A 26,868-nucleotide genomic window follows, 5' to 3' on the forward strand; every position below is an offset into this window, starting at 1 on the left:
ATCCAGAGATCTCCCGGTTCCCGCACAAGGAGCTTCCGCACATGCCAGGGTCTCAGACCACGCCGGATCGAACAGGCGCTCGCGAAAACGCGCCCGTCCATTTCGCCTTCCGCTAAATTAACGGCGTCGGCATCCGGAACAAATTCCCTTTCGTGGCTCAATGGCTGGCCTATGCACTCCCCTACCGACGCTTCGCCGGCATCCTCGCGGATGTCTGCGCACGGCTCGGGGCCGATGTGGATCGCTATTCCTTCATCGCAGTGGACTTCCACCACCTACTCCTTGCCGGTCTCCCGGCGCACTAAATTGAGAATCCGGGCTGCCCCATTCTCGCAATTAATCGCCAAACCTAACCGAAGCGACCGCATTCTCATCATTAACTGCCAAGCGACACTACGTTACAGTATCGTCGGTTGAAGTCGGAGCGTTGAAAATTTATCCCTCACGCACAGTTCTCGAATTTACGATCCTCGTTCTTTTGCTACTCATGGCGTATCGGATCGCCTATCTTGTTGCGCGGAGTATATAAGCGCGTCCAAGAAATGCAGGGCCGGCGCCAAGGGGCAAGCGCCCATAGGAAATCCCGCTGCCGGTTCGACAGCGGGCTTACAGGACACCCTTGGAGTGTGCGGCTACATCCACGACCACATACGATCATAATCCACGATGAGCGGATAGTTCCCGACAATCTCCACCGGCCCGACTGCATCAGTGATTTCTAATAGTTGATGCTTGCGGCAGGTGGTGCCCTCCATCGCCTGCCGAAGATCGGTGTCCTCCGATCGGCCCGCGTCAAGTCATGTCGAAAAGGCTGTAGGCCAGCGCAGAAAGCAAATCGTTGGCGACTGTTGGCAGCTTCGCATGGATGCTGATCACTACAGCGACGCTCATCCCGGCGAAGAGCGAATCCAACTTGTCTTGGATTTCAACGATGACGTTGAAGAGATGATGATCGCTGCCGGTATCGATGAAGAGAAAGCGGCTTAGCTAGATTTCTTCCAGCGCGCCGCAGCTGCCGTTCTGGCAATCTCAGAGCGCTGTTCTGGCGTGAGTGCTTTGAGGCGGGCCTTGCCACCGATAAGCCCGCCCTTGCGGGCACTGGCGAGTGGCTTCTTGTCCTCAGTCTCGCCTGTCGCCAGATCGACAATCGACTTCGCCAATTGGTTTGGGTCGCGCGGGCGCTTGGGGGCTTTAGGTCCGGTTGGCAACGTCATCCCCCTCCACGGCACGCTCAAGATCATACAGTTCGGTCAAAGTGCCGTCGCTGGCGTAAATGCTGAATTTGATATTCCCCGCTTTGAGTTCGCGCGCTTGGCTTACGACCTGCCTGCTGGACAAGTCGTTGATCACTAGGACGTTCGGCTCCTTGCCAAGTTTTATGGAATAACTCACCGTCCTGCTTCCCATGCGTTTCGCTAAGCATATAGGAGTTCGGCCCGAACCGCGACAAGCGCGGCGTCAAATTTCAAACTGACCCACTACCCGATCTTGCAAGCGAAGAACTCGGCAAGGCGACGCTCGATGAGCGGGTGATGGCAGCGATGCGGCGGGTGCCGCGGCATCTCTTCGTTCCAGCCCCGGTCGCCCCTTATGCCTACTAGGACATGCCGCTGCCGATCGGCTTTGATAAAACCGTCTCGCAGCCCTTCGTCGTCGCTCTCATGACCGATTTCCTTGCACCGCAACCGCACGAGGCGGTACTCGAGATCGGCACCGGCCTGGGCTACCAAACCGCAATTCTCGCGGAGCTCGCCGGGCAAGTTTGGAGCGTCGAAATCATCGAGGAATTCGCAATCCATGCGAAGGCTCTCCTGCAGGGCCTCGGCTTAGCCAATGTCGGCATTCGTCGGAGACGGGTCTCGTGGCTGGCCCGAGCACGCCCCATTCGACAAGATCCTGGTCACGGCGGCGGCTGAGCAGACCCCCCCGGCTTTACTGAAGCAACTCAAGCCGGGGGGACGGCTGGTTCTGCCTTTGGGATCTGAAGAAGCACAGTTTCTGACTGTCATCGACAAGGATGCGGCAGGGCAGCTCGGGACCCGGAAACTCATCCCGGTTCGGTTCAGCCGGCTCGAAACGGCCTAATGAGGGGTGCGGCTGCGCGGAGCCGTGCTGGAAGATCAGGATAACGCGCGCCGCATCGATCACACGGGCGCTGAATGGCATCGCCGATCTTTTGACGTCCATGCCCGCTACTCGTGGAGCACGCCTGCAGCCACCGGTCGCAGCCGCTGGCGATCATGCCGGCGCGGTCGTATTGCGCGCTTCTCAAAGACCCTTATCCAGCCTACTGTGTGCCTACCAGAGGGCAAATGGGTCGCTGATCTGGGAAATGACGGCCAAAGGCTCAAGGAATTCGCCCAGTGGCCAACACGTGGCGGGCAGGAGGTAACGATGGATCTCAAGGACAGGCGCATCTGGTACGGCGTGGTAGCCGTGATCGTGGTATTGGTCGTGATTGCGTATGCGGCTGGTTGGTTTGGCGGCACACCGATACCAGCGCCGCAGCAGTGAGAGCGATCGTCATTCTCGCTTGGTGGCAGCTGACTGGTCAGTCTCTAAAGGTCGAAGGAAGGGATCCGTGATCGGCTGTTACGCTGGTTCGGCTACCATCCTGACGACGCACAGCCTGGACCGTTTTTGAGCGCAATCCGCAACACTCCGCCATCGGGCCGGGTAACTTCGACAATGGTTTCGACGCGGACAAACTGGGGACTGTCAGGATTCTGTGCGCGAGGCCGGTTTCGTCATTGGCTGACGAACCTTTCGCCGAAGACGACGGCGAACTGGACCTTTGCCTCGAACCATTCGCGCGGCGGTCGTTTCCATTCCTCGGCCGCATGGTTCAAGACCAGATATAGCAGCTTCATGGCCGCGTCGTCGTTGGGGAAGTGTCCACGTGTTCGAACGGCGCGGCGCAGCTTCGAGTTCAGCGCCTCGATGGCGTTCGTAACCGGTATGATCATGACGGTGCCATCCGATCCCCGCTGGAGATGAGCGATTTTCGGCGTATGGTGCGACCATCCGGGACAGGGGCACCGGGAGCACGCCAAGTGCGGGCAGGCCGATGTATTCGATGAGCTGCGAGCTCGCGTTAGTAGCTGGCCGCCCCTGCGACCTGCCCGGTTGCGCCGAGAGCGCGGATCCGTAGGTGTCGCGTCGCCCGCTGGCTCCCGATTGTTGAGGAGAGGGAGCCGATGAGACGTGTGATTGGAATGGACATCCACCGCACCTTTGCGGAGGTGGTGGTTTGGGAAGACGGCCGGCTGCGCCATCACGGACGGGTCGACATGACCCGCTCGGGACTGGAAGGGTTCGGCCGCAGTTTGCGACGGACTGATGAGGTTGTCGTCGAGGCTACGGGCAACGCCATGGCGGTGGTGCGGGTTCTGTCGCCCTATGTCGGCCGGGTGATTGTCGCCAACCCGATGCAGGTGAAGGCGATCGCTCATGCCAGGATCAAGACCGACAAGATTGATGCCGGCGTTCTGGCGCAACTCCATGCCAGCGGCTTTCTGCCGGAGGTCTGGGTTCCCGATGAGCGGACTGAGCGGCTTCGCCGCCTCGTCGCGCGGCGCAACCAGGTCGTGCGGCATCGCACGCGAGTGAAGAACGAGGTGCATGGCATCCTGCAGGCGCACCTCGTGCCGAAGTGCCCGCATGCCGATCTGTTCAACAATCGCGGTCGCGCCTGGCTCGAGCGGCAGGTGCTTCCCGACGACGAGCGGGCCGCTATCGCCCGCCACATCCGCGAGATCGATCGCCTGGCCGAGGATCTGGCTGACCTCGATCGCGACATCGCCCGGGAAGCGGTTGATGATGCGCAAGTCCGGCGGCTTCAGACGATCACCGGCGTCAATGTCATCGTCGCGAGCGGTATCATCGCCGCGGTCGGCGACACCCGGCGGTTCCGCGAGCCGCAGAAGCTGGTGAGCTACTTCGGCCTCAATCCGCGTGTGCGCCATCCGGTCTTGGCTTGGCGCAAATATGGCCGGATCAGCAAACATGGGCGTTCCCATGCCCGCGCCATGCTGGTCGAGGCCGCCTGGGCGGCGGCGAAGGCGCCCGGACCGCTCAGGGCCTTCTTCCTACGCATCCGTAACAAGCGTGGTCATCAGGTCGCAGCTGTGGCGGTCGCCCGCAAGCTCGCCGTGCTGATCTGGCATCTGCTGACAAAGGAGCAGGACTACTTCTGGGCTCGCCCGGCGCTGGTGGCGGCAAAGCAGAGGCAGCTCGCTCTCAAGGCCGGCGCGCCGGGCGAGCGCGGTGTCGGTCGCCGCGGTTCGGCTTACGCCTACAACGTGAAGGAGTTGCGAAACAGCGAGAAAGCCGCGGCCGAGAATGCCGAACGTGCCTACGAGCTAATGGTTCGGCATTGGCGGTCACGCGGGCCGAAGCGGCGCACGGACGCCACAAACGAGGAACGACTATAACGGCTGCGTGGCGGCACTCTCATCCTCTCGCACCACTCTTTGCCACGTGGTCGTCCGTGCCGGACAAATATAGCACAAGGAAATCTGGCGCACGACCGACGCCCTCGGTCCGCTCCAGAATGGCGCCGTGCTCGACGCCGTCTGGAAACCTCGCAGCCGGCCGTGGCGCCATCGCACCGGCCAGCCTTGACTGCGTCTCGACACGCTCGCGTGGGAAATCCTGTGGGCCGGGACGAAGAAACAGGCTCACCTGAGCCGAACAAAGAAACGCAACAGGAATCGAAAAAGTCGAAATCAGGCTTGTCGATGTCATCCGTCCTGTAGATGATGCGGCGCACGCTTTCGGGATAGGCGAAGAATGGCACGACGTGTTGCCAGTTGCGCCGCCAGCTCTGAGTGATCGCAGGATATCGCTGGCGCCAGAAGCCGGCCTCGAACTCCTCCAGCGCCTTCATGCCGGCTTCGGGTAGTGTCTCAGTTTGAAATATGCGGAAACGCCTATCGCGTTTGATCCTCTAGGCGAAAGCGCCTATGCTTAGCGCAAAGCATGGGAGCAACAATGGCCTACACTGTCATCTGGTACGGAAGACAGAGCATTGTGGACAAGGAGTTTTTCGACTCCGAGAAGGCCGCGAAAGACCATGCAATATCCATGTTCCAGACTCGAAAGGGCGACGATGGGATCGTATCCGTTGAAGTTCGCAAGGACGATGGAACTGTCGTTTTTAGCCATGCGGAGAACTAGGAATGCCTAAAGGCCAGAAGCGCCCCGCCGACGTGATCGGCAATCCCGTCCGCGTCATGCGCATTGCGACTGGCGAGGAAGCCGACGACCTGATTGACGACGGCAAAGACCCTGCCGCGAAGGCACTCGGTGCGAAGGGCGGAAAGAAGCGCGCCGAGAACATGACGCCAGAGCGGCGGGCCGAGATCGCGAAGAAGGCGGCGGAAAGTCGCTGGCGGCACCGCTCCGAATAATTTCCGGAATATTTTTCTTGATTTTGTCGTCGAAGCGTGAAGCGCGCATTGCTCGGGACGTAGAGGCGAAACTCAAAGAGCAGGAAAAATCTGTGCGCCTTCGGGAGAGAATCCCGATTGGTGGCGTTCGATTAGGCGTGGGTATCGCCGACGAAAAGCAGGTTCGCACAGGCTGGGTCCGTGTTCTCTACGAAAATGACTTTGACATGCGAGAAACCGGATCGGAAACATTCGTGGTCATGGGGTGTCCCTCGGGATTGGTCCGATGGCGATTGGGACGGCCTTATTCTTCCAAAACTAGCTGAATGGGCCAAGCTGACTTGGGGGGAGATTGACCGCCCATCCTCGGATTCCGGCCATAAGATGCATCACAACATGGACACGGCAGAGATTTGCGACGAAGCCCAATATCGAATGGTTGAAATCGAGCGTTATGCAGACGTGATTTTCCGGTTCCGCCTTGGGAACAAACGTCGGCTGTGGGGCCATCGCATAGTCCAGATGGCCGCGGATCTCGCGCACGCTCATGCCGCGTGCATACATTGACACGATCTTGGCGTCGAAATCGGGAAAGCGGCGCTGATACCTGGCGATCAGCTTCGGGTCGAAGGTTCCCGCCCGGTCGCGCGGAATCGACAGCGTCATCTTCGATGTGCCGGTCAGCACCGTCTTCGTCGAATGGCCGTTGCGTCGATTGGCGCCGCCCTCGGCGCGTTCGTCCTTGAGGTGCTCGTCAAGCTCGGCCTTCAATATCCGCTCCGACAGCGCCTTCTTCAGGTCGTCCAGCAACCCCTCCTTGGCAAACACCTCATTCGGATCGCGGCCCGCAAGCAGCTGGTCCAGAAGTTCCTTCTCGATAGCCATGTGATGATTCTCTCCTTTCCATCATCATGACCTCGCGCACAGAATTCCTGACAGTCCCGACAAACTGCGATCCTGCGGAGTAGCCAGGCGCCAGGTCATGCCGGAAGTCGTACACTGGAGCCACAAGGGCCCCAACGACCGGGCGGAGAACTCGCATCGGCCCGGCCTTCGGCGGTTTCGAAGCTCATCTGCCACTCGCTTGATCCCGCTGCCCCGGCCAGCAATGGGGCTGGGGCAGTCCAGTACAGACTCTGCCCATCGATCACCTCGATCGGCACGGACTCCAGACCGACATCGTCGAACAGCCGCGCATTTGACCGCGTTCGCAAATTAATGGCCGGATCTTTGCGAAGCCTCCGCATTTTCGTGGGGGAAGCCCTCCCAGCCTCATCGTGATTGGACTTCACGATCGGTCGGAGTCACTCTGGCCGCAGGTATAAGAAGGATATGGGTGGGCCAACTATCGTCCGAATAGGAGGCTAAAATGAAGCACCAGACGCTTGAGCAACTGCAGATCGTCGCCGAGATCGATCAGGACTACCTGCGCCAAACCATGTCGCGCAGCGAACGTCTTAAACGCTGGGCGGAGATCCTTGAACGGAACCCTGACCGGCGCCTCTCGACGCTGCACCAGACCGAGTATCAGCCGGTTAGAGCACGCGCGGCCATGCGCGGCGACGGCTCGCCGATCGCAGTCGCTTTCGAGGATCCTGTCCTCCGCGCCGCCGGGTTGGAAAACGACAACTACGGCGAAGCGAAGCGGTTCTTCGAGCTGACCGACAGGCAATTGCATGAGATCATCTGCTATTGTCATTTCGGCGCGACGGTGAGCGCCGCAACGGCCGCCCGTCACATCCGTGCGGCGGTTGCCGGGAGACAGCCCGGCATGTTCGCTCGGATGCGTGAGGCGCTCGTCGGATAAAGCCGGCGCCGTTTCGCAGCATCATTTTTGAAGCGGCTCGCATGGAAAGCCGCCGCCGTAGCGCAGGCAAGCGCTCCCCACGCCGGGCCGGTGGGTGATCTCCGACGCAGCCGAAAGCACGTTGCGGGCGCTTGGCGAGCGCAACGACATCATCAAGACCATGCACCGGGCGCTGGAGGAGCACGGCCTCGCCCACGAGCGGGGTCCAGCGCAATATGTCATGCACCGGCAGACCATCACCGAGCCGGTCGTCGGCGGTGTGCTCGCCAAGGGTCTTGCCGGCGACGAGATGAGCGATAAGCTGTCGCTCGTCATCGATGGCGTCGACGGACGCACCCATTATGTCGAGACCGCGGATGCGGCAAAGCTGGAAGACATTCAGCGCGGCCATATCGTGGCACTCGAACCGATCCTGCCGAAGCAGGAGCCGCGTGCGGCCGACCGCAACATCAGCAGCGTAGCGGGCGAGGATGGCGTCTATCGTCCAAGCAGACACCTGGAGGCGATCCGCGAGACATTTTTGGAGCAGGGCAAGGACCCGGACGCCTTTGTCCGTTTCCATGTCCGCCGTCTCGAAGCGCTGCGCCGGACCGGCCATGTCGAGCGCATCGACGAAGACCACTGGCGCGTTCCAAATGACCTGTCCGAGCGCGGCATCGCTTACGATGGCTACAAACGCGGCAAGGACTTCTCTGTCCGCGTGCTCTGGACGCTCGATCTGGACGCGCAGATCGGCAGTGACGGCGCCACCTGGCTCGATCGGGAGCTTGTGGCTAGGAACCCCGTCTCGCTGGTCCGGTCAGGCTTTGGTCTCGACGTTGACAACGCTCTCGACAGACGGGCTGCCCAACTCGTCGCGATGGGCCATGCCGAACGCGACGCGACGAGCGGGACGATCACCTTCGCGCGCGGCCTCACCTTCGTGCCCGTCCAGCCCGGCAACCATGTCGGCGGCACGCTCCTTGGCTCGGTCCGTCTTGCCAGCGGGCGCTTTGCCATGCTGGACGATGGGCTCGGCTTTCGGCTCGTTCCCTGGCAGCCAATGCTGGAAGGGCGCATCGGCCAGCACATCACCGGCGTCGTGCAAAACAGCGGCGGCATCGACTGGAGTTTCGGCAGAAAACGCGGCCTGGGGATCGGGATGTGAGGGCCGGTCCAGCCAAACGCCGCAGGTGAGGCGAGAGCTGTAACTCTTGTCTGGCCCGCAATGAGAAGTTCGCGCCATCTGCAGATCTTCGTTGAGGACTGCGGCGATATGGGAAAGAGGATACAAAGCGGCCCTTGTGGGAGGCGTCCACGGCGTGACGGCCGGATTGAGGTGCGCGCCCGAGACGGCCCAACCGCATAAGCTAGGGCGGTTACAGCGACGCCGAAGCTGAGGCCGATGCCCAGCGACCGCGCCGGCAGCAGCCCGCCAAAGCCGCCTGTCACCACTGACGCGCAGCCGATAAAGACAAGACAGAAGGTGCCGAAAAGCTCGGCGGCGAACGCTTTCATGATCGTATCCCTTGGAATTCTGAAGCCGCACTCTTCACGACTCGAGCCGAATTCAATGCGCCGCTACGGCCATGGACCGGCGGTGTGCAGCTAGATTTCTACCCTACACGGACGGATAGAATACCAAGCGACGCGCTCGCAGGGTGGCGTCAGACGCTGTGGGGGATTTTATCGATCGAGACCCGATGATCCTGAACTTCGCGCAGGCCCGGGATATTCTCGGCCAGAACGCGCGATGCAGCCCGGTCCTCTTTGGACCGACAGGTACCCCAAAATGAACCGCCCCGACTGTCACTGTCACGTCGGAATCGCCGACCGATGACCACGGCGCAGCCCGGAGCGCCTCCAGGAGTTGATCCCGAATACTGCTGTTGTTGGCCGCGGTTCGGACGAGTGGGCTTTCTCTAGCAGTCGCCAGCGGCGATCCAGTCCGGACACTTCGGTGCTTCCGCCGCCCGCAATGCGCTCAGAAATCCATATCCATGTCGTGATGATGATGCTCGTGACCGGGAAGCTCCGGCGGCGGCGGGCCAGGCACTTCGGCCACCATGACTTCCGTTGTAAGGAGAAGGCCCGCAACCGAGGCCGCGCCCTGGAGCGCCGTTCGCACCACCTTGGCCGGGTCGATGATGCCCTTTGACACCAGATCCCCGTACACGCCCGATTGGGCATCATAGCCATAGGCGTTGTCGTCGTTTTCGAGGATCCCGGCGATGACGACCGAGCCTTCCAGGCCGGCATTGATCGCGATCTGCCGAGCCGGCCAGGTGATCGCCTTCCTGACGATCGCGATGCCGACCTGCTGGTCCTCGTTGCCGCCCTTGATCTTCTTGAGCGCCCTGCCGGCGCGCAGCAAGGCGACCCCGCCGCCCGGGAGAATGCCCTCTGCGACCGCGGCTCTTGTCGCGTTCATCGCGTCATCGATGCGATCCTTCTTCTCCCTGACCTCGACTTCGGTGGCACCGCCGACCCGGATCACGGCGACGCCACCGGCGAGCCTGGCCAGCCGCTCCTGGAGCTCCTCGCGGTCGTAATCGGAGGTGGTTTCCGCAAGCTCGAGCTTGATCTCAGCGATGCGGGCCTCGATGCTTGCACGCTTGCCGGCGCCGCCGACGATCGTGGTGTTTGCCTTGTCGATCATCACCTTCTTGGTGCACCCGAGCATATCGAGGGAAGCATGCTCCAGCTTGATGCCCAAATCCTCCGAGATCACCGTTCCGCCGGTCATCAGCGCGAGATCCTGCAGCATCGCCTTGCGGCGGTTTCCGTAGGCCGGCGCCTTCACGGCTGCAACCTTGAGAGCGCCGCGCAACTTGTTGACCACCAGCGCCGCAATCACCTCACCCTCGACATCCTCGGCGATGATGAGCAGCGGCTTGCCGGCCTGCACTACCTTCTCCAGCAGCGGCAGTATTTCGTTCAGGCTGGACAGTTTCTTCTCGCTGATGAGGACATAGGCATCCTGCATCTCGACCTGCATCTTTGCGCGATTGGTGATGAAATGGGGCGAGATATAGCCGCGGTCGAACTGCATGCCCTCGACGAATTCGAGTTCGGTTTCGAGCGACGTCCCGTCCTCGACAGTGATCAGGCCGTCATTGCCGACCCTCTTCATGGCGTCGGCTAGGCAGCGGCCAATCTCCCTGTCGCCGTTGGCCGAGATGGTGCCGACTTGCGCAATCTCGACGTTCGAGGTGACCTTCGTGGCGTTGTTCTTGAGTTCCGCGACGACGGCTTCGACCGCTAGATCGATGCCGCGCTTCAGGTCCATGGGATTCATGCCAGCGGCCACCGCCTTGGCGCCCTCCCGGACGATCGCATGCGCGAGCACGACGGCGGTGGTCGTGCCGTCGCCGGCCTGATAGGAGGTTCTTGTTGCGATCTCGCGCACCATCTGGGCGCCCATATTCTCGAACTTGTTGTCGAGTTCGATTTCCCTGGCGACGGTCACGCCGTCCTTCGTGACCCGCGGCGTGCCGTGCTCCCTGCCGATCGCGACGTTGCGCCCTAGCGGGCCAAGCGTGACGCTCACCGCATTCGCCAGGGTGTCGATGCCGCGCAGCATTCTGTCGCGAGCCTCGAACGAGAACATGATTTCCTTGGCAGCCATTTCCTTGAACCCTAAGACCCAATCTTCGGGGAACGTCCGGGCAAGGCGAAGCCTCGTTCGGCCGCTCAGGCGAGATTGTCGCGTGGCAGCCCGAGCCGATTCCAGACATCGGACAGAGCTGCCGCGAGCCGATCAATCATGATGTCCTCATGACAGGGTGTCGGCGTGATGCGCAGCCGCTCAGTTCCCTTCGCCACGGTCGGATAATTGATCGGCTGGATATAGATGTCGTGCTCGCTCAGCAGCAGGTCGCTCGCCGCTTTGCAATGCGCCGGATCGCCGACTGCCACCGGAACGATATGGGTGTCGCCCAGGATGACCGGCAGCGCAGCGGCCCCCAGCGCCGCCTTGACCCGCCGGACGCGGTCCTGTTGGCGCTTGCGCTCCCACTGCGAGGTTTTCAGATGCCTGATCGCCGCTGTGGCCGCGGCGCAGATCGCCGGCGGCAACGCGGTGGTGAAGATGAAACCCGGAGCATAGGAACGAACCGCATCGATCAGCACAGCACTTCCTGTGATATAGCCGCCGAGGCAGCCGAAGGCCTTGGCGAGCGTGCCTTCGATTACATCGATCCGGTTCATGGCGCCGTCGCGCGCAGCGACGCCGGCGCCGCGAGGGCCGTAAATGCCCACAGCATGGACCTCGTCGAGATAGGTCATTGCGCCGTAACGATCGGCGATATCGCAAATGCGATTGATTGGCGCGACGTCGCCGCCCATCGAATAGAGACTTTCGAAGACGATGAGTTTTGGCCGATCCGGACCCGCCGCCTTCAACAATTCCTCGAGATGATCGACGTCGTTGTGGCGGAAGATGCTCTTCTCCTTACCGGACTGGCGGATGCCCTCGATCATCGAATTGTGGTTGAGCGCATCGGACAGGATCAGACAACCGGGGATCAGCTTGGCGATGGTCGAGATGCCAGTCTGGTTCGACACATAGCCGGACGTGAAGACCAGTGCCGCCTCCTTGCCGTGGAGATCGGCAAGCTCGCCCTCGAGCTCTACGAGCGGATGGCTGGTGCCGGAGATATTGCGCGTCCCGCCGGCCCCCGTTCCCAGGCGGGTAGCAGTCTCCACCATGGCGACGACCACATTTGGGTGTTGTCCCATCCCGAGATAGTCGTTGGAGCACCAGATCACGACGTCCTTCGGTCCACGCGGGGAATGCCACACAGCATTGGGAAAGCGTCCGGCGATGCGCTCAAAGTCCGCGAACACACGGCAGCGCCGTTCCCCCTGCAGACGCGCGATCGCATCCGCAAAAAAACAGTCATAACTCCTAATGCCTGGCTCCAAGATACTGCCTTGCCCATCGGCCATATCGCCCGCACCTCCGGTCATCGGAGGTCCAAATCGCCGCGGCGCAATGACGTTCTTTACGCCGCCAGGTTTGCCGGTGTGCAACGCTGTGGGTTCCGCCATCGCCCGATTCCCCTGCTTGCATACGAATTATGTCGAAGCGCGATGCGCGCCGATCCCGCTCGCATCGTTCCTCACGACCCGCGTTCAGGAAGGTCGAAGTTGAGCTGCAACATTCGCGCTATGTTTATCAGAATCGTCTCGCAGACCTTATCTTGATTAGGATCCAGATATTTGACAGTCCAGTTTGCCCCGTTCTCCTTGGTTTCGAGCCGCTGAATCACAAAATCGGTGACGTCCCCGCATCCCGGCTCCTTATGAAGATCCGCGAGGATCAATGCCTTAAGCTCCGAAGCTTCCTTTGTATGTCTTTGCATGGCCGCTCTCCTTCCGGAAGACAACTTTCTATGGATCGATCAACTGCATAATCGTGATCTCCGTCATCCCAGGGATCGTGTCATCGCACCAGTTCACGCAACCTAGCGGCAATGCCGCTGCTTGGTGTGTCAGAGTCTAGCCCCTCCACGAATTGCCCCTGTGGGTTCATGATGTAGATGTGGGTGCCGTGATCCATTAGGTAGTCGCCACCGCCCGCTTCGCCCTGGCGCGCCACCCCGTAGGCGCCATATGCCTCCGAAACCGAAGCGATTTGTTGTGGGCTGCCGGTCAGCCCGACGATGCGCGGATCGAACGCCGCGGTAAAGCTTCCCATCACCTCAGGCGTGTCGCGTTCGGGATCGACGGTGATGAAGAGCGGTTGCAGTTTTGCGGCGTCGGGGCCGAGTTCCTCAATCGCCGCGGCGATTTCGGACAGAGTCGTCGGACAGATGTCGGGACAAGACGTATAGCCGAAGAAAACTAGCAGCCATTTGCCGCGATAAGTCTCATCGGTGACCATCGTTCCGTCCGGCGCCGTGAGCGTGAAGGGGCCACCGACCGTCACAGGCGCCGTGTCAGCTCGCACGAGCGGGTGGCAGATCGACAGGGCCGCTGCGAATATGATGCAGAAGAGGGTATGCGGACCGTGGGCCCAGGGGCGGAGGAGTCCATGCCGTCGCTTCATCAAGTACCTCCGGCACTTCGAGAATGACGCGCCAAAACCCCCGCGTGTGTTTGTGATTAACAAACTCGCCTAAATCACGCCACTTTATCATATTTTGTTACTGGATGACTAGACATGGCACTGGTTAGGCTCTATTTTTAAAAGTTGCCCCTCATCTCTCTTGAAGGAGGTGGCTTTTATGACGATTCGCGAATTGATGAGCGGACTAGCGGCGATCGCTTTCGTTGCGACAATGTCCGCGCCTGCGCAAGCCTACGAAGTGGGTCCGGTCACGGGAGGCGGAACGATCGAGGGTACGATCGTCTACCGCGGCGATGTGCCGACAACAAAGATCATCCCCACCAAGAATATCGAGGTGTGCGGCGACCCCCGCGAGGAGCCGCTGATCGAAGTCGGCAGCGATCAGGCCGTGCTGAACGCGGCGGTGCAGCTGGTCGACGTGGCACAGGGAAAGGCCTGGCCGCAGCCCGGAAAGCTGCCTGAGCTTAACAACCTCAAATGTCGCTTTGAGCCCGCGGTGCAGATGATACCGGCCGGATCGTTGGAGGTGGTCAACAGCGACCCAGTGCTCCACAACACCCACGGCTATTATGGCAAGCGCACCGCCTTCAACGTGGCGTTGCCCAATAAGGGCCAGCGTATACCGGTCGAACTGAAGCGTGCCGGCACTGTCCGCATCGATTGCGACGCGCATGGCTGGATGGAGGGCTGGGTCTATGTGGTGGACAATCCCTACTACGCGGTCACCGGCGCCGATGGCAAATTCAGCATAACCGATGTTCCGCCGGGGGAATACAAGCTCGTGGCGATCCATCCCTTCACCGGGCCCATCGAGCAGCCTGTAAAGGTAGAGGAGAATAAGGCCACCAGTCTGACGATTGAACTGAAAAAATAACAAAATGGGCGACCCACTGATTCAACAGGGTCGCGTTCCTGCGAGAAGACCGACGCTTTAAGAAACGGTCTGCACTGAGGAGGAACCCTGATGTCTGACGAGCTTGACCGCATTCGGCGCGAAATGCATGCGGTGCTGCAGCAGCCTGGCGTACGCCCCGACGACTCGCTCCAAATCACCCGCCGCACCTTCATTCACAGATCGCTGCTGTTCGGCGCTGCTTCCGTCGGCCAGACCTTCGCGTGGTGGCCGCTGCTCAACACCATCGACGTCGCTCACGCCGCCGAAGCGCCCTTCAAGTTTGCCTGGATTTCGGACACCCATCTCTACGAGAGATCCCTCAACACGCGCTTCGTCGACAAGGTGGTGCGCGCCGTGCAAGAGGTCCAGGCCATGGATCCGCCGGCCGACTTTCTGATCTTCGGCGGCGACCTGGCCCAGCTCGGAAAGATCGAGGAACTTGAGCTTGGCGTTGAGCTCCTCAAGGATCTGACGATCAAGAAATACTACATCCCGGGCGAGCATGACTGGTATCTGGATATGGGCAAGAAGTGGGGCGAGTTGTTCGGCCAACCCAACTGGACCTTCGATCACAAGGGCGTGCGCTTCATTGGGCTCGATACGGTCAGCCGGGGACCGGACTACTGGACAGCGAAGAAGATGACGCCAGAGGAGCGCATGGGCCATATGGCTACCCTCGACGGCACGGTTGCCGGCGCGTGGGCCGGCGTCGGCCGCGACCAGCTCGACTGGATGCAGAAGACACTCGCCGACTGGGATAAGTCCAAACCGATCGTCATCTTCAGCCATAATCCGCTGTACGAGTACTACCCGCCCTGGAACTTCTGGGTGCGCGACTGGCGCGAAGTGAATGACGTGCTGAAGCCTTATACCAAAGTCACCAACATCCACGGTCATGTGCACCAGGTGCTCTACAACGAGATCGGCAGCATGCGCTCGATCGGCATGCTGGCGACCTCCTGGCCGTGGCCGTATGCGCCGGAAGGCCTGCCCAAGCTTACCAAGCCGATGATCCGTGTTGATCCGGGCGATCCCTTCGACGGGGTCGGTTGGGAAACCGTGAACGTCAACGCCGACGATAAGGTCGATGTCGAGTACATCATGTGGGGCCGCAAGGAGGTGTTCGTCCAGTCGCCGGAGGACCACGACAAGAGCATTGCGGAGGTCATACGGTCACGCATCGCCGACAAACAGTACCCATGGGCAAATCCATAAGGGTGGTGGCTATGATAAACACATCGACATTCCTGTGCATTCTGAGGCGTTCCACCGTCGCCGGAGCAGTCGTCGCAGCTGCCGTCGTCGGGCCGGCCAGTGCCAACAAGGATCCGGTGACGCCAAAGCAGCTGAAACTCTATCAAGAAGCGTTCATGGAGGAGGTCAGGAAAGGAGACCTCCTGTTCCATGGTGATGCGGCGATGAAGGAGCAATTGGGCGTCAAGCTGTCGAACACCGGGTGGGCCTGCGCCATGTGCCATCCGATGGCCTCCGATACCCACCCGCAGGCGTTCCCGAAGTTCCAGGCGTCGATGGCCAAGTTCGCGACACTGCGCGACATGATCAACTGGTGCATCGAGAAACCGAGCCAGGGCGAGAAGATCGATCCCGAATCGGAGGCGATGAAGGCGCTCGAGGCGTACATCACCTGGTCGAACAGCGGCTCGGTGTTGGTGCCAGGCAAATACTAGTCTCGTCGATAGCCGGGGGCACCGGCTTCAGGGAGCGCGAAGCGAGTCCGCCATCGGAGTGATACCTCGATGGGGAACGGTGGGCTTAAAGCAGTCGTGCGGCCCGGGAACCGCGCGGGAAGGGCTATGCGTTGGCAGAGACTGCGATGGTGCTGCGCGGCAAGTTCGCGAATGTGGACCTGGATGCGCTGGTCGACAACCGGGTCGTGCGGACCTGGCTTTATTTCGGCATGTTCTGGCTGATGGTGACGCCATCCGTCGGCGTCATGATTTCGGGCACCTTCAACTACCCCGACTATCTCGGATCGGGGAACCTCGAGCTCACCTTCGGCCGGCTGCGCCCGGTCCACGTCAACGGTGTCATCTTCGGCGCCTTCTCGACGCTTTTCATCGGCCTTTGCTACTATCTCGTGCCGCGTCTGTCGGGGGTGCGGGTGATATGGTCGGAGTGGTCGGTTCTTCTCGCATGGGTCTGGAACGTCGCAACGCTTGCCGGTTTGATCGGCTTGCTGCTCGGCGACAGTGACGGTTTGGAAGCCGGAGAGCTTCCGCTCTACGCGAAGGTCGCATTCTTCATCGTGGTGGCTGTTGCTACCGCGCAGTTCCTGATCACGATCAGTCGAAGGCTCGAGCCGGCGATCTATGTCGCGCTATGGTACCTGATCGCCACTTTCGTGTGGACGACGATGAACTTCGTGCTTGGAAGCTTCATCCTGCCATACACGATCTCGGGCATCAACAGCGCCGCCTTCCATGGCCTCTATCTGCACTACATCGTCGGGCTGTGGATAACGCCCGCGGGCTACGTGATCATCTACTATTTCCTGCCGGTCAGCGCGCGAAATCCGCTCTATGCCCATAAGCTCTCGCTGGTAGGCTTCTGGTCCCTGGCACTGTTCTACCCGTTCGTCGGCATTCACCATTACCTCTACAGCCCGATCGCGGACTGGGCCGAGACCTTGGCCGTCGTCACGTCGATGCTGCTGATCATTCCGGTGTGGACGGTGCTGGTGAACTTCTTCGGCACCATGATGGGCAGGTGGCATGAGTTCGGCAGGAACTTGCCGGCGAAGTTCCTGATCATGGGCTCGCTCATGTATCTCGTCGGCTGCTTCCAGGGCTCGACCGAGGCGCTGCGGCAGCTGCAGCAGCCGACCCATTTCACCGATTTCGTCATCTCGCATTCGCATCTCACTGTGTTCGGCACCTTCGTCGTCTGGGCGATGGGGGGCCTCCTCTATACTTGGCCGCGGCTGTTCGGGCGCGAACTCTGGTCCTTCAAGCTCGGCAACTGGTCGTTCTGGCTGATCACCGTCGGCATCACGACCATGGGCCTGGTCCTCACAGCGGGCGGGCTGCAGCAGGGTTATCAATGGATGAATGGGGTCGAATGGCTCGACTCGCTCGTCTGGATGAAGCCCTACTGGCTGGCGCGGACCCTGGCAGGCATCAGCATGGATATCGGTATGTCGCTGCTGGTGGTGAATCTGATGCTGACCGCACTGACCAGCCCGGCGACTGAGGCGCGACGCGCCCGCGGGCCGGTGGAGGCGCCTATCCCGGCCCCGGCGGGAGGGCCCGCGCAGTGAACGTTCGCTTCTTCGCGCTGTTCGCCGGCGTCTTCTGTATCACCCTTGCGGTGATCACGCAGGGCGTGCTGCCCTTCGTGGAGCCGTCCTCGCGAACTACGCGCGTGACCTCGGTGGTGCGCACGGATTTCGGCCAGCTGAAATGGACGGTTTCAGAGGCGACGGACTACACCGAGCAGCAGCGTCGCGGCCGCAACATTTACCTGCGCGAAGGCTGCTGGTACTGCCATTCGCAATTCGTGCGGCCGGTGACCGGCGAGATCCGCCGCTGGGGACCGGTCAGCGAGGCGGGCGAATACGCCTATGACGTGCCGCACCTGTTAGGCACACGCCGGATCGGACCGGACCTGACTCGCGTCGGCCTGAAATACAGCGACGAATGGCACCTGGCGCACTTCTACAATCCGCGGATGCTGGTGCCGGACTCGATAATGGCGCCGTATCGCGGCCTCTTCCACGAGCCCGATGCAGCCGTCCGTATCGTTGACGACGGCGCTGGCAATCGGACCCTGGAAAGGACAGAGGCCACCAAAGGCCTGTTCGACTTCGACAGCAAGCAAGCGATCCAGCTGACGCCCAATGCGTACGGGTTGCTGTTCGTGCCGCTGAAGGCGCGCGAAAGAAAGCCGATCATCCTGACGCCGAACGACGAATACACAGGCGAAACCGTCAGCATCGCGGCGGAGACGGAATCGCTGGCGGCACTTGTTTCCTACGTCCAGAAGCTCGGCACGAACCGGGGTAAATGGCGCGATCTTTTCGAGCCGCAAAGCCTGGAGGTCATGGATGCGACGATGCCGCGCTCCGAGGAATGGATTGCTTATGGCAAGGAAGTCTATGAGCGCCGCTGCATCGGTTGCCACGGTGCCAAAGGCGACGGGAACGGGCCGGCCGCCACCTTTATGTTTAACCAGCGGCCCAGGAACTTCACGTCCGCAGTCTTCAAGTTCAGATTGACAAAGGAGCCCCTGCCCACGGACGGCGACATGCTGCGCACCATTACCCGCGGCATCCGCGGCACGGCAATGCCCCCTTGGTACGAATTGCCGCTCAACGATCGGCTGGCGGTGATCCAGTACATCAAGTATGAGCTAGCGGTTGACCGTTCCAATCCCGCCAGTCCTTACGCTTTCTTCGTCGAGGAACCGCCTGGCCCACCGTTGTATATCGGGCGCCCGCCGACCCCGTCCCAGACGATGCTGGACCGTGGCAAGGAGGTTTGGCAGGTAGCGAAGTGCTGGGAGTGCCACGGCCAAGGTGGCAAGGGCGACGGCGAGAAGGCGGCCGGCCTCAAGGATGATATCGGGTTCGCCACCGTGCCGGCCGACCTCACCAGCGGCCAGTTCAAGTCTGGCCCGGCCGTCGAAGACATCTTCCGGACGATAACTACCGGCCTCAGCGGCACGCCGATGCCGTCCTATCGGGATGCCTTTCCGGACGAGGACCGGTGGGCGCTTTCCTATTTCGTGGTGGCGCTTTCCGCCTATAAAGACCCGCTCTCGCTGCAGCCGCTGTCGATCAAGAAGGAGGCCCGCGCGGCGCTGAACGATCTGGAACTGGTCGCTGACAAGCCGGAGCGAGCCTATGTGCCCGATCCGTCGGTGCCGGCGTCCGGCCCGCCAGCTCCGCCTGGCGAGGAACAGGCGCCCGCCGGAGATTAGCGCATGCTCGGTTTTGAAGTCACCGGACCCTATGCGGGCGCCATGCTGATGAGCCTGGCGGCCCTGTTCTTGTTCATCTGGGGCGTCCTGTCCGGCGCGTTGAGCGGCACCGACAAAGCCGCCAATGGTTTTTTTGAAAGGGAAATGGAGAATGAGCGATCTGCAGAGCAGCGATCCGGAGAGCCCGACGCATCCGGAACTGGATGTGCGTCAAAGCTCGCACCCTGAACTGGAGGACTATGCCGGCGGCCTGATACAGGCGCGTGTGGGATTCATTCCGCTATGGCTTCTCGTCGTCTACGTGCTGCTGTTCGCCTGGGGGCTGTACTACATGTATGTTTATTGGGGCGGGCTCGGGCCCGGCCGTCTGTTCTAAGTAGACGGTCGCAAGGGCTGGTAAGACAGGAGTGATGGAGACGATGATAGCCAAAATTCTCCTTGGGGTCGCCGCATTGAACCTCCTTTTCCTGTGCTTCGAGCTGACGATAAACGTGCTTCGTCTTTATTTCGGCTGACATAGGAGCAGCGGATGCTACAGGACACCGTCTTCAAGCTTGCTGACGCCGGCTTGCCGCAGATGCTTGGCTTCCTCATCTATGGCGGCTGCACCGTCGGCTTTATCCTCTTTCTTTTGTATCTTGTGCGGCAATAGCGCCGCGTCCGTGCCACTGCGCAAACGCCAATGATCTACTACCTCGTGATCTTCGCCGCTGGATTTGCAGGCAGCTTTCATTGCATCGGCATGTGCGGCGGCTTTGCCTGCGCGCTGGGCCGCGATCAGCGAGGGGGAGGCGCAACCGTCCTTCGCCACCTGCTCTATAATACCGGCCGACTGACAACCTATTGCTTTCTGGGCGGGCTCGCGGGCGCGATCGGTCAGGTCATCTGCACCACGCAAGGGCTAACGGCGGCGCCGCTCTTGAACGGCTCCCTCGACATCGCCCAACGAATTCTCGCGATCGTCGCTGGCCTGCTCATGATTGCCATGGCGTTGCAGTTCTTCGGCTTGCTGCAGGTCTTTCATCGCCTTGCGATCGGATTTGGCGGCAGCACATTTGCATTGTCCCTGCGCGGTCTGTTGACGGCCCGGAGCAGCGCCGCACCGCTCGCCTTTGGCGTTTTCAACGGCTTCCTGCCATGTCCCCTGGTCTATGCCTTCGCCGCCCAGGCGGCGAGCACCGCCGGAGCGCTTCCCGGGTTTCTCGTCATGGCATCGTTTGGACTGGGAACCTTCCCCGCGATGTTGATGATGGGCGGCGTTGGCCGGATACTCGGGCCAGCCTGGCGGCGGCGCGGCGTGCGGCTGGCTGGTGGCTTTATTCTTTTGCTCGGTCTCATCACGCTCGGCCGTGGTCTCCTGCCTTCCGACGCGCATATCGGCCTTGCCTGGCCGGGCGGGCATCCCGCATGACTGCGCATGGCCATATCCTCTGTAGCCATTGTTCGCTGCCCGTCGGTCAGCGCCCGATGGAGCGCAGGCTCAACGGTGAGGCTTGCGCGTTCTGCTGCTACGGCTGTTGTATCGCCTTTCAGGTGAAGAGCGGCAGACACGAAGAGTGGGAAGCCGCCTGGCTTCTGATCCAGCTCGGCGTGGGAGGCTTTCTCTCCATGAATATCATGATGTTCAGCCTCCTCCTCTATTCGGACGCGTTCACCGGCGTCGATGCGGGCGTGCTGCCGTGGATTCACTTTTTGCTCTGGATCTTCGCCACGCCGGCGGTGGTGATTCTCGGCGGACCCTATCTGCGCGACATGTGGCTCAATGGCATTCAGGGACGAGTGACGTCGTCGGCACTCATCGTGCTTGGCGTCGCTGCCGCTTACCTCTATTCGGCATTTGCCGTGTTCGAGGGCAGCACGCATATCTATTTCGACACCGCCGTGATGGTGCTGATGCTATTCACAGTTGGCCGCTATCTCGAGGCTGTTGGTCGCGCCAGGGCGGCGCGCGACCTCGAACCTCTTCTGGCCGCAGAAAGCGAGAGCGCGACCGCGGTCGATGGCGCGGCAGAGATCCGCCGTCCGGTGCGGGAGGTGACGGCCGGCATGCTGGTGCGGGTCCGGCCAGGCGAGCGCATTCCGGTCGACGGCGTGGTTGTCGAGGGAGAATCGAACACCGATGAAGCCGTAATTACCGGAGAAAGCCGGCAAGTGACAAAGCGCGCCGGCTCCAAGGTGATTGCCGGCAGTATCAATATCGACGGCCCGCTCCTGATCCAAAGCAGCGGTGACGGAACCGCAACCCGCTGGGCACGGATTTGCCGGTCGGTGCGCGAAGCGCTGGGCCGTCGCAGTCCAACCCAGCGCCTTGCCGATCGCGTCGTTGGCGTGTCCGTGCCGCTCGTCCTCGCCCTCGGCGGGCTGACGACCGTTTACTGGGCCCAGTCATTGCCGTTTGATCGAGCGTTGCTGATTGGCCTCTCGGTGCTGGTGGTTGCCTGTCCTTGTGCAGTCGGCCTCGCTGCTCCGATGGCGACATCGCTCGGCATCGGCCGGCTGGCGCGGCACGGCTGCCTCGTCCGCGACCCCGGCGTGCTCGAGACCCTCGCGCGTGTACGGTTGCTCGCCTTCGACAAGACCGGCACTCTGACGGCGGGCAAAGCGCGTCTCGTCGGCGTCGACCGCGAGGAGGTCGGCATCGACGAAGTACTGGCGCGCGCCGCCGGTCTGGAGCGCCATTCCGAGCATGGTCTGGCGCGGGCCATCGCGGCAGCCGCCGCTCAGCGGGGGATCACGCCGCTCGTCACCCGCGAGATCCGGATGGTTCCCGGCCGTGGCATCCGCGGCAGCGCCGAAGGCCGGCCCGTGGCGGCAGGGAACGGCAGATTGATGAATGATCTCGGCTGGCCGCTTCCCCCGTCGCTGGCCGAGCGTGCGCGGTCGCTGGAGGCGAGCGGTCATTCGGTGGTCTATGTCGGTTGGGGCGAGCGGGTTCACGCCGTGCTGTCGCTCGATGATTCGCCGCTTCCCGAGGCGCAGGCCACGATCGCGGCCCTGCGTGAGCGCGGGCTCGACGCCACGCTGTTGACCGGCGACTTGGCGCAAGCGGCGGAGCGGATCGCGGCCCTGGTCGGGATCAAGGACGTCCAAGCGGGCCTTTCGCCGAAGGCCAAACGGCTGGCCCTGGATCGGCTCCGCCATGACCACGATTCGGTGGCGATGGTCGGCGATGGACTGAATGACGGGCCGGTTCTGGCCGCCGCAGATGTCGGTATTGCCGTCGGCTCCGCCACCGATCTCGCCCGCGAGACCGCGGCGCTCGTGCTGCCTGCGGACGGATTGTGGATGCTGCCCTGGATCGTCGACGTGGCCCGCGCGGTCCGCCGGACCATCTTGACCAACCTTATGTGGGCGTTCGGCTACAACCTCGTCGCCTTGACGTTCGCAACATCCGGACTTCTGCAGCCAATCCTTGCGGCGGCGGTCATGGCCGGCTCGAGCATCCTCGTGGTGGTGAATTCGCTGCGGCTGGAGCGGCTGCCCGATCCTGTTGCAACGCTGGTCCCGGAGCAACGATCCGGCGCCGAGGCGGAGCGCGCCCAGAATGGTGCCGGCATTTCCGCAATGGCCGGCCCGGCCGTCGAGCGGAGTTGAGTTTCGTTTCAGCCAAACACGTCGTGCGTGAAGGCGTCGTACCAGCCTTCCGCGGCGCGCGCAGCCTGCCGGCGGATATCGGCGCTCTCGCCCACCTTGCTGACGAAGCTGATGACGCTCTTGAGCTTCCCGTCGACGGGCTTGAAGCTGATGGCGTTGCTGAACGCATCGTCGGGCGCGAGATAGGTATAGCAGGTGTTGAACAAATGCGCCGGGAAACGCGCTGATCCGGTGAGATCGGCCGCGATGGCAAAGGCGCAGGCTTTGGCCTGGCTGTTGGCGCAGAAGGCGGATTTCGGCATATCGCCGCCGATGATCGCGTCGCCGACCAGATGGACGCCGGGCTGCAGCGCCGATTCGAAGGTGACCGGATCGACCGGACACCAGCCCGACTGATTGGCGAGCCCTGCCTGCTGCGCCAAGCGCCCGGCCATTTGCGCCGGGATGACATTGGCCACCGCGGCCTTAAATGTTGCTCCCGCGGTGATCACCGACCGGGTCTTCGCGTCGATCGCCGTGACCCCGCCGGTGAACTGGGCCGGTAGCCATTCGATCATTCCCGGATAGTGGCGGTTCCAAGCGTCCTGGAACAGGTCCTGCGCGTTGAAGCTGTCTTTCGAATCGAGGATCAGAATTTTGGCCTTGGGTTTGCTGCGCTGGAAATAGGAGGCGATGAGCGAAGCGCGCTCATAGGGGGCGGGCGGACAGCGAAACGGATTCGGCGGGACGACGATGACGAATAGGCCGCCCTCCTCCATGCTTTCCAGTTGCTGGCGCAACAGCTCGGTTTGCGGCCCTGCATTCCAGGCGTGCGGCATGATCTCCATCGCAGCTTCGTCATAGCCCCCAAGCGCCCGATCCCTGAATGCGATGCCTGGCGCAACAACGAGACGGTCGTAGCTGAGCTTCGAACCGTTGTTCAGCGCAACGGTTTTCGCCGCCGGGTGAATCGCTTCAGCGGACTCATGAATGACGGTGATGCCATATTGTTTTGCCAGCGCTTCATAACCATGACTGAGCGATTTGAACGGGCGCAGCCCGGCGAGATAGAGATTGCTGAAGAAGCAGGTCGTGTAGCTCTGTCGCGGTTCGACCAGGGTCACCTCGATAGCCGTGGCGCTGACGGCGAGATATCTGGCGACCGTTGCGCCGCCGATGCCGCCGCCGATCACGACGACACGCGCCTTGGCCTGGCTCCGCGCCTTCGGCTGGTTGAGCGCCGTTAGCAACGCTGCTCCAGTCAGGCGGCCGAACTCGCGACGCGTCCAGAATTTCATGGCGCGCTACTTTCCCTGCGCTGCGACATAGCGTGCGACGCTCGCGATCTCCTCGTCGCTGAGCGACAGCGCGATAGCGTGCATGATGTGATTTGGACTCTCGCTCGCCCGATAGGCAAGCAGGGCGTTGGTGAGCCACTCCTCACCAAGCCGGATGATGCTGGGAACGCCTGTGCCGCCGCCATCGAGGCGATGGCAGGACGCACAGGTCGCGGCGAGTTGAGCGCCTTGATCGGCCCCCGCCGCCGCGCCGGATTGGCTAACGAGAAGCACGAGGCCCGTGGCAATCGCAGATCTCGCGAGGGGGCGCATGCTGAATACCCGTCTGTTTCGGAGTTTTCCGGTCACGCTCCCACTCAACTTGTCACGCCATAATTCGCGCAGCTCGATTGCGTCGCCACCTCAACCGACCGTGAGCCGGTGCGACAACGTGTAGACGGCACCGCCGTCCTCCTCCCAGACGAAATCGAGCCGGCCGCTCTCCGTCGCGCGCAAGGAAAATTCGAAGAACGGGTTAGCCGAAATCGCCTCGTGGAGATCGACGCTGAACACCACGGATTGGTTGTAGCGGCAGACAAACCTGTTGATGATCTTGCGCGGGATTACATTGCCTTGATCATCGTGGCGCAGCCCTGTTTCCATCTCATGGCTGATGATGGTCTTGACCTGAAAGACGTCGCCCTTCGCCGCAGCGCTTGGTAGGATCACGCGTGGTGTGGGGGTGATCACTGTCCGGCTCCCTCTCGGATGTCAGGCGCAGCCGTTGGTGGCGACGTCAACCCAAGCCGTGGTCATCAGCAGATTGCCGTCATTCATTTCGGCGACAGCGATGACATGCTGCGGTTTGGCAAGGCGGATGCGGGTCGACACGCGGGGCAGGCTGCGTTGCGGGACGAAATGGAAACTGGCCACTTCGATGATCGGGTTCTGCGGCGCGAACACGCGGATTTGCCTCACGTGGTCGGCCTCAGTCATGGGGCTGTCGATGTCGAGGCTCATAGGCACGGTGTAACCGGTCGGGAAGACCGCCGGCATTATCAGGTGAAGGCGGTCCGACTCCGTGGCCGTCCGCCCGGTGAGCTGTTTGACGAGTTCCAGCGCTTCATCGTTCGCACGCGCGCTCAGCGGTGAGAAGAGCGCGACTCCGGCAAACCCTGCACTCCCGGCGATCAACACATCGCGGCGCGTCAAGCTCATCATCCCGGTCTCCGCCTTTTTTGCGTCACTCCGAAGACACACATCAACAGCGGCAGGAGGCGGCGCAATCGGACACATCAGTGCGGCAGCTTTGAAGTTTAGCACCGCCAACCGCTGCGAGCAAATCTCTTAGAAGTGCCCAAGATCTCTTAGCCGCCCTCGAAACGGTCAAGGCATTGCAGGAAAGGACGCTCCTGCGTTTGTCGGATTTCTAATCACGCTCTTGGCCGGCCATCAGACGCTCGAACTAACTGGAGCGCTCTGAACAGCGCCAGCGCAATGTCGGATTTACAAGCATGTGCGACATTCAGGATAAGGCTGAAGAAGGACCGGTTAGGGTCAGATCGCGTCATGCGACGCTCGCAACTGAACGACCGCCAAAAGGGTCGAACTCGGTCGTTCAGAGCGATTTGGGTTTTGCCGGCCATGAGGAGATCCCGAACTTTGAACGAAGTTGTCGGCCGGGCGCGCCTGATACGGCCCCTCCTCTCGAACCCGACCTTCGACCCTGAACGGGGATGGTGATACACGCCGCACGATCACCCAGCGGAGACGTTGCCATGTCTAAGCACTTCGTTCATGGGGCAGTGGTCGCATTTGGGCTGTTCGTCACCAGCGCAAGCGCCGAAACCCTGAAGCTTCCTGACAATCTGGCCGGCTTTAGTTCTGATATTGGCGAAAACTACTTCGTCGAAAGCGATGCACGGGAGGCCTATTTCCCTCTCGCAAGCAACTTTCTGACGCAGAAGACACAGTCCTATTGCGGTGTCGCCAGCATCGTCATGGTGCTGAACGCGCTCAATGTACCGGCGCCTTCGGTTCCGGAGTACGAGCCCTATCGCACTTTCACGCAGGACAATGTCCTCGATGAACGAACGGACGCCATTCTCGCCCGAGATGTTTTGGCGAAGAAAGGTATGACCCTCGATCAGATCGGTGGAATTCTTGCGACGCAGCCGGTCAAGGCAGAAGTCCATCATGCCGCCGCAGCTCAGTCGACGAGTTCCGCAAGCTGGCGAGTTCCCATCTCGGCCAGTCGAACCATTTCGTGATCGTCAACTACCTCCGCAAGGCAATCGGACAGGAGAAGGGCGGCCATATCTCGCCGCTAGCAGCCTATGATGGGAAATCAGACCGCTTCCTCATCCTTGATGTCGCACGGTATAAATACCCTCCAGTGTGGGTGAAGACATCTGAGCTTTTCGATGCCATGAACACCCAGGACTCCGACAACGAGAACAAGACCCGCGGCTTCGTCCTGGTATCGGCGGCTTCTGTTCAATAGTGATCACCGCCTTCAACGCGATCATCCAGTCTGTGAGCGAGGGGTCACGCGCATTGATGCGGGGCCCCACAAACCATCCCGCCCCGCCCGCCGATGAACCCGGTGGGTGCCGACCCGGCATGCGCTCGCCCCGGCGGCGGCGGTCTCACACGCTGGCGTTCTAGGGTCAAACTCTACCAACTGGCTGCCGCCAATGGCCGAGATGGATGGTTTGTTGCTGTTCGCCTCGTCCACTGGAACGAGTAAGGTGCGCCAATTGCCGACCTTTCCGGCGCTTCTCCGAAGCTGACGTTCGCGGTGCGGCCGGAATGCCGCCGAACCTGCCGACATCATAGCCACGCCTTGAGTAGAGGCTTCGTCTCGAGCACCTCGGCACGGTTCCGTTCGCGCGATAGAAGCAGCGGTTGGCGATTGAGCAGCATGGAATCGCCGA

The 26,868-nt window shown here is 61.5% G+C and carries 25 protein-coding genes and 7 pseudogenes; 18 read left to right on the forward strand and 14 right to left on the reverse strand.

Going from position 1 to position 26,868, the window contains the following annotated elements; genetic code table 11:
* On the reverse strand, positions 1–272 hold a 272-nt coding region (locus NKI24_RS33080), incomplete at its 3' end, for a hypothetical protein (protein WP_502901506.1).
* 589 nt (positions 273–861) lie between these two features.
* Between NKI24_RS33080 and NKI24_RS33085 the strand changes: the two genes are divergently transcribed.
* The gene (locus NKI24_RS33085) at positions 862–987 is read left to right on the forward strand and encodes a hypothetical protein (RefSeq protein WP_352693957.1); all 126 of its coding nucleotides are present in this window, start codon (positions 862–864) and stop codon (positions 985–987) included.
* Here the strand turns inward: NKI24_RS33085 and NKI24_RS33090 are convergent.
* Positions 984–1,214 carry a hypothetical protein gene (locus NKI24_RS33090; RefSeq protein ID WP_352750438.1) on the reverse strand — a complete coding sequence of 77 codons (231 nt, stop codon included), beginning with the start codon at positions 1,212–1,214 and terminating at the stop codon, positions 984–986. The genes NKI24_RS33085 and NKI24_RS33090 overlap by 4 nt on opposite strands.
* Complete coding sequence (locus tag NKI24_RS33095; RefSeq protein ID WP_352453889.1) at positions 1,192–1,392, reverse strand: hypothetical protein; 201 nt, start codon at positions 1,390–1,392, stop codon at positions 1,192–1,194. Before NKI24_RS33095 ends, NKI24_RS33090 begins: the two co-directional genes overlap by 23 nt.
* A 92-nt stretch (positions 1,393–1,484) precedes the next feature.
* Here NKI24_RS33095 and NKI24_RS33100 point away from each other — a divergent pair.
* Positions 1,485–2,085 (forward strand): annotated as a pseudogene (locus tag NKI24_RS33100) (protein-L-isoaspartate(D-aspartate) O-methyltransferase); the annotation flags it as partial.
* A 662-nt stretch (positions 2,086–2,747) separates the two neighbouring features.
* On the opposite strand, the pseudogene NKI24_RS33105 reads toward NKI24_RS33100, so the two are convergent.
* Positions 2,748–2,963: pseudogene (locus NKI24_RS33105) on the reverse strand (transposase); the annotation flags it as partial.
* 252 nt (positions 2,964–3,215) lie between these two features.
* Here NKI24_RS33105 and NKI24_RS33110 point away from each other — a divergent pair.
* Entirely contained in the window at positions 3,216–4,433 is a 1,218-nt protein-coding gene (locus NKI24_RS33110; protein WP_352750443.1) for an IS110 family RNA-guided transposase, read from the forward strand.
* A 302-nt stretch (positions 4,434–4,735) separates the two neighbouring features.
* Here the strand turns inward: NKI24_RS33110 and NKI24_RS33115 are convergent.
* A pseudogene (locus NKI24_RS33115) lies at positions 4,736–4,909 on the reverse strand (transposase); the annotation flags it as partial.
* Positions 4,910–4,992: 83 nt separating this feature from the next.
* On the opposite strand from NKI24_RS33115, the gene NKI24_RS33120 reads away from it, so the two are divergent.
* Both NKI24_RS33120 and NKI24_RS33125 read left to right on the forward strand, forming a co-directional pair.
* The gene (locus tag NKI24_RS33120; protein WP_352450409.1) at positions 4,993–5,178 is read left to right on the forward strand and encodes a hypothetical protein; all 186 of its coding nucleotides are present in this window, start codon (positions 4,993–4,995) and stop codon (positions 5,176–5,178) included.
* A 2-nt stretch (positions 5,179–5,180) separates the two neighbouring features.
* On the forward strand, positions 5,181–5,411 hold the full coding sequence (locus NKI24_RS33125) for an RNA-binding protein (RefSeq protein WP_352450408.1): 231 nt from the start codon (positions 5,181–5,183) through the stop codon (positions 5,409–5,411).
* Positions 5,412–5,906: 495 nt separating this feature from the next.
* On the opposite strand, the pseudogene NKI24_RS33130 reads toward NKI24_RS33125, so the two are convergent.
* Positions 5,907–6,275, reverse strand: a pseudogene (locus NKI24_RS33130) (transposase); the annotation flags it as partial.
* A 58-nt stretch (positions 6,276–6,333) separates the two neighbouring features.
* Between NKI24_RS33130 and NKI24_RS33135 the strand changes: the two are divergent.
* From NKI24_RS33135 to NKI24_RS33145, 3 genes and pseudogenes are all read left to right on the forward strand, one after another.
* Positions 6,334–6,456 (forward strand): annotated as a pseudogene (locus tag NKI24_RS33135) (IS6 family transposase); the annotation flags it as partial.
* Between the two features lie 303 nt (positions 6,457–6,759).
* A complete protein-coding gene (locus NKI24_RS33140; protein ID WP_352750439.1) occupies positions 6,760–7,197 on the forward strand; it encodes a hypothetical protein in 438 nt (145 codons plus the stop codon).
* A 91-nt stretch (positions 7,198–7,288) separates the two neighbouring features.
* Positions 7,289–8,344: pseudogene (locus tag NKI24_RS33145) on the forward strand (DUF3363 domain-containing protein); the annotation flags it as partial.
* Between the two features lie 816 nt (positions 8,345–9,160).
* Here the strand turns inward: NKI24_RS33145 and groL are convergent.
* The 4 genes from groL to NKI24_RS33165 all read right to left on the reverse strand — a co-directional run bounded on the left by groL (position 9,161) and on the right by NKI24_RS33165 (position 13,228).
* Positions 9,161–10,804, reverse strand: coding sequence for a chaperonin GroEL (gene groL, locus NKI24_RS33150; RefSeq protein ID WP_352749407.1), 1,644 nt, complete (start codon positions 10,802–10,804; stop codon positions 9,161–9,163).
* A 65-nt stretch (positions 10,805–10,869) separates the two neighbouring features.
* The gene (gene hemA / locus NKI24_RS33155; RefSeq protein WP_352749415.1) at positions 10,870–12,126 is read right to left on the reverse strand and encodes a 5-aminolevulinate synthase; all 1,257 of its coding nucleotides are present in this window, start codon (positions 12,124–12,126) and stop codon (positions 10,870–10,872) included.
* Between the two features lie 173 nt (positions 12,127–12,299).
* A complete protein-coding gene (locus tag NKI24_RS33160; protein WP_023718664.1) occupies positions 12,300–12,542 on the reverse strand; it encodes a hypothetical protein in 243 nt (80 codons plus the stop codon).
* Positions 12,543–12,622: 80 nt separating this feature from the next.
* A complete protein-coding gene (locus tag NKI24_RS33165; protein WP_352450404.1) occupies positions 12,623–13,228 on the reverse strand; it encodes an SCO family protein in 606 nt (201 codons plus the stop codon).
* A 196-nt stretch (positions 13,229–13,424) separates the two neighbouring features.
* Between NKI24_RS33165 and NKI24_RS33170 the strand changes: the two genes are divergently transcribed.
* From NKI24_RS33170 to NKI24_RS33210, 9 genes are all read left to right on the forward strand, one after another.
* A complete protein-coding gene (locus tag NKI24_RS33170) occupies positions 13,425–14,123 on the forward strand; it encodes a hypothetical protein (protein ID WP_502895038.1) in 699 nt (232 codons plus the stop codon).
* Positions 14,124–14,213: 90 nt separating this feature from the next.
* Complete coding sequence (locus tag NKI24_RS33175; RefSeq protein WP_352450402.1) at positions 14,214–15,359, forward strand: metallophosphoesterase family protein; 1,146 nt, start codon at positions 14,214–14,216, stop codon at positions 15,357–15,359.
* An 11-nt stretch (positions 15,360–15,370) separates the two neighbouring features.
* Entirely contained in the window at positions 15,371–15,832 is a 462-nt protein-coding gene (locus NKI24_RS33180) for a c-type cytochrome (RefSeq protein WP_352450401.1), read from the forward strand.
* A gap of 146 nt (positions 15,833–15,978) precedes the next feature.
* On the forward strand, positions 15,979–17,421 hold the full coding sequence (locus NKI24_RS33185; RefSeq protein ID WP_352749413.1) for a cbb3-type cytochrome c oxidase subunit I: 1,443 nt from the start codon (positions 15,979–15,981) through the stop codon (positions 17,419–17,421).
* Positions 17,418–19,082 (forward strand): cbb3-type cytochrome c oxidase subunit II, encoded by a 1,665-nt coding sequence (locus NKI24_RS33190; protein WP_352750440.1) that lies wholly within the window; start codon positions 17,418–17,420, stop codon positions 19,080–19,082. Before NKI24_RS33185 ends, NKI24_RS33190 begins: the two co-directional genes overlap by 4 nt.
* A gap of 151 nt (positions 19,083–19,233) precedes the next feature.
* The gene (locus NKI24_RS33195; protein WP_023718671.1) at positions 19,234–19,458 is read left to right on the forward strand and encodes a hypothetical protein; all 225 of its coding nucleotides are present in this window, start codon (positions 19,234–19,236) and stop codon (positions 19,456–19,458) included.
* Positions 19,459–19,611: 153 nt separating this feature from the next.
* The gene (locus NKI24_RS33200; RefSeq protein WP_352450399.1) at positions 19,612–19,734 is read left to right on the forward strand and encodes a hypothetical protein; all 123 of its coding nucleotides are present in this window, start codon (positions 19,612–19,614) and stop codon (positions 19,732–19,734) included.
* Positions 19,735–19,764: 30 nt separating this feature from the next.
* Complete coding sequence (locus tag NKI24_RS33205) at positions 19,765–20,493, forward strand: sulfite exporter TauE/SafE family protein (RefSeq protein WP_352750441.1); 729 nt, start codon at positions 19,765–19,767, stop codon at positions 20,491–20,493.
* Positions 20,494–20,549: 56 nt separating this feature from the next.
* Positions 20,550–22,676 carry a heavy metal translocating P-type ATPase gene (locus NKI24_RS33210; RefSeq protein ID WP_352750444.1) on the forward strand — a complete coding sequence of 709 codons (2,127 nt, stop codon included), beginning with the start codon at positions 20,550–20,552 and terminating at the stop codon, positions 22,674–22,676.
* A gap of 8 nt (positions 22,677–22,684) precedes the next feature.
* On the opposite strand, the gene NKI24_RS33215 is transcribed toward NKI24_RS33210, so the two are convergent.
* From NKI24_RS33215 to NKI24_RS33230, 4 genes are all read right to left on the reverse strand, one after another.
* Positions 22,685–23,953, reverse strand: coding sequence for an NAD(P)/FAD-dependent oxidoreductase (locus NKI24_RS33215; RefSeq protein ID WP_352450397.1), 1,269 nt, complete (start codon positions 23,951–23,953; stop codon positions 22,685–22,687).
* Between the two features lie 6 nt (positions 23,954–23,959).
* Positions 23,960–24,265, reverse strand: a complete 306-nt coding sequence (locus NKI24_RS33220) for a c-type cytochrome (RefSeq protein ID WP_352750442.1) — start codon at positions 24,263–24,265, stop codon at positions 23,960–23,962.
* 90 nt (positions 24,266–24,355) lie between these two features.
* On the reverse strand, positions 24,356–24,682 hold the full coding sequence (gene soxZ / locus NKI24_RS33225; RefSeq protein ID WP_352450394.1) for a thiosulfate oxidation carrier complex protein SoxZ: 327 nt from the start codon (positions 24,680–24,682) through the stop codon (positions 24,356–24,358).
* Between the two features lie 21 nt (positions 24,683–24,703).
* Positions 24,704–25,153 (reverse strand): thiosulfate oxidation carrier protein SoxY, encoded by a 450-nt coding sequence (locus NKI24_RS33230; RefSeq protein WP_352749396.1) that lies wholly within the window; start codon positions 25,151–25,153, stop codon positions 24,704–24,706.
* A 557-nt stretch (positions 25,154–25,710) separates the two neighbouring features.
* Here NKI24_RS33230 and NKI24_RS33235 point away from each other — a divergent pair.
* Positions 25,711–26,435 (forward strand): annotated as a pseudogene (locus NKI24_RS33235) (phytochelatin synthase family protein).
* The last annotated feature ends 433 nt before the right edge of the window (positions 26,436–26,868 follow it).

Source organism: Mesorhizobium sp. M0701, assembly GCF_040320365.1.
Taxonomy (GTDB): domain Bacteria; phylum Pseudomonadota; class Alphaproteobacteria; order Rhizobiales; family Rhizobiaceae; genus Mesorhizobium.

What these genes read in the sequence shown, in the direction of transcription:
- NKI24_RS33160 (WP_023718664.1), bottom strand. Translation starts at nt 12,542, where the DNA reads ATGCAAAGACATACAAAGGAAGCTTCGGAGCTTAAGGCATTGATCCTC.
- NKI24_RS33195 (WP_023718671.1), top strand. Translation starts at nt 19,234, where the DNA reads ATGAGCGATCTGCAGAGCAGCGATCCGGAGAGCCCGACGCATCCGGAA.
- NKI24_RS33085 (WP_352693957.1), top strand. Translation starts at nt 862, where the DNA reads ATGGATGCTGATCACTACAGCGACGCTCATCCCGGCGAAGAGCGAATC.
- NKI24_RS33140 (WP_352750439.1), top strand. Translation starts at nt 6,760, where the DNA reads ATGAAGCACCAGACGCTTGAGCAACTGCAGATCGTCGCCGAGATCGAT.
- NKI24_RS33090 (WP_352750438.1), bottom strand. Translation starts at nt 1,214, where the DNA reads ATGACGTTGCCAACCGGACCTAAAGCCCCCAAGCGCCCGCGCGACCCA.
- NKI24_RS33220 (WP_352750442.1), bottom strand. Translation starts at nt 24,265, where the DNA reads ATGCGCCCCCTCGCGAGATCTGCGATTGCCACGGGCCTCGTGCTTCTC.
- NKI24_RS33230 (WP_352749396.1), bottom strand. Translation starts at nt 25,153, where the DNA reads ATGATGAGCTTGACGCGCCGCGATGTGTTGATCGCCGGGAGTGCAGGG.
- NKI24_RS33165 (WP_352450404.1), bottom strand. Translation starts at nt 13,228, where the DNA reads ATGAAGCGACGGCATGGACTCCTCCGCCCCTGGGCCCACGGTCCGCAT.
- NKI24_RS33185 (WP_352749413.1), top strand. Translation starts at nt 15,979, where the DNA reads ATGGTGCTGCGCGGCAAGTTCGCGAATGTGGACCTGGATGCGCTGGTC.
- NKI24_RS33180 (WP_352450401.1), top strand. Translation starts at nt 15,371, where the DNA reads ATGATAAACACATCGACATTCCTGTGCATTCTGAGGCGTTCCACCGTC.
- NKI24_RS33110 (WP_352750443.1), top strand. Translation starts at nt 3,216, where the DNA reads ATGGACATCCACCGCACCTTTGCGGAGGTGGTGGTTTGGGAAGACGGC.
- NKI24_RS33175 (WP_352450402.1), top strand. Translation starts at nt 14,214, where the DNA reads ATGTCTGACGAGCTTGACCGCATTCGGCGCGAAATGCATGCGGTGCTG.
- NKI24_RS33200 (WP_352450399.1), top strand. Translation starts at nt 19,612, where the DNA reads ATGCTACAGGACACCGTCTTCAAGCTTGCTGACGCCGGCTTGCCGCAG.
- NKI24_RS33120 (WP_352450409.1), top strand. Translation starts at nt 4,993, where the DNA reads ATGGCCTACACTGTCATCTGGTACGGAAGACAGAGCATTGTGGACAAG.
- NKI24_RS33210 (WP_352750444.1), top strand. Translation starts at nt 20,550, where the DNA reads ATGGAGCGCAGGCTCAACGGTGAGGCTTGCGCGTTCTGCTGCTACGGC.
- groL (WP_352749407.1), bottom strand. Translation starts at nt 10,804, where the DNA reads ATGGCTGCCAAGGAAATCATGTTCTCGTTCGAGGCTCGCGACAGAATG.
- NKI24_RS33125 (WP_352450408.1), top strand. Translation starts at nt 5,181, where the DNA reads ATGCCTAAAGGCCAGAAGCGCCCCGCCGACGTGATCGGCAATCCCGTC.
- NKI24_RS33205 (WP_352750441.1), top strand. Translation starts at nt 19,765, where the DNA reads ATGATCTACTACCTCGTGATCTTCGCCGCTGGATTTGCAGGCAGCTTT.
- NKI24_RS33215 (WP_352450397.1), bottom strand. Translation starts at nt 23,953, where the DNA reads ATGAAATTCTGGACGCGTCGCGAGTTCGGCCGCCTGACTGGAGCAGCG.
- hemA (WP_352749415.1), bottom strand. Translation starts at nt 12,126, where the DNA reads ATGGCCGATGGGCAAGGCAGTATCTTGGAGCCAGGCATTAGGAGTTAT.
- NKI24_RS33170 (WP_502895038.1), top strand. Translation starts at nt 13,425, where the DNA reads ATGAGCGGACTAGCGGCGATCGCTTTCGTTGCGACAATGTCCGCGCCT.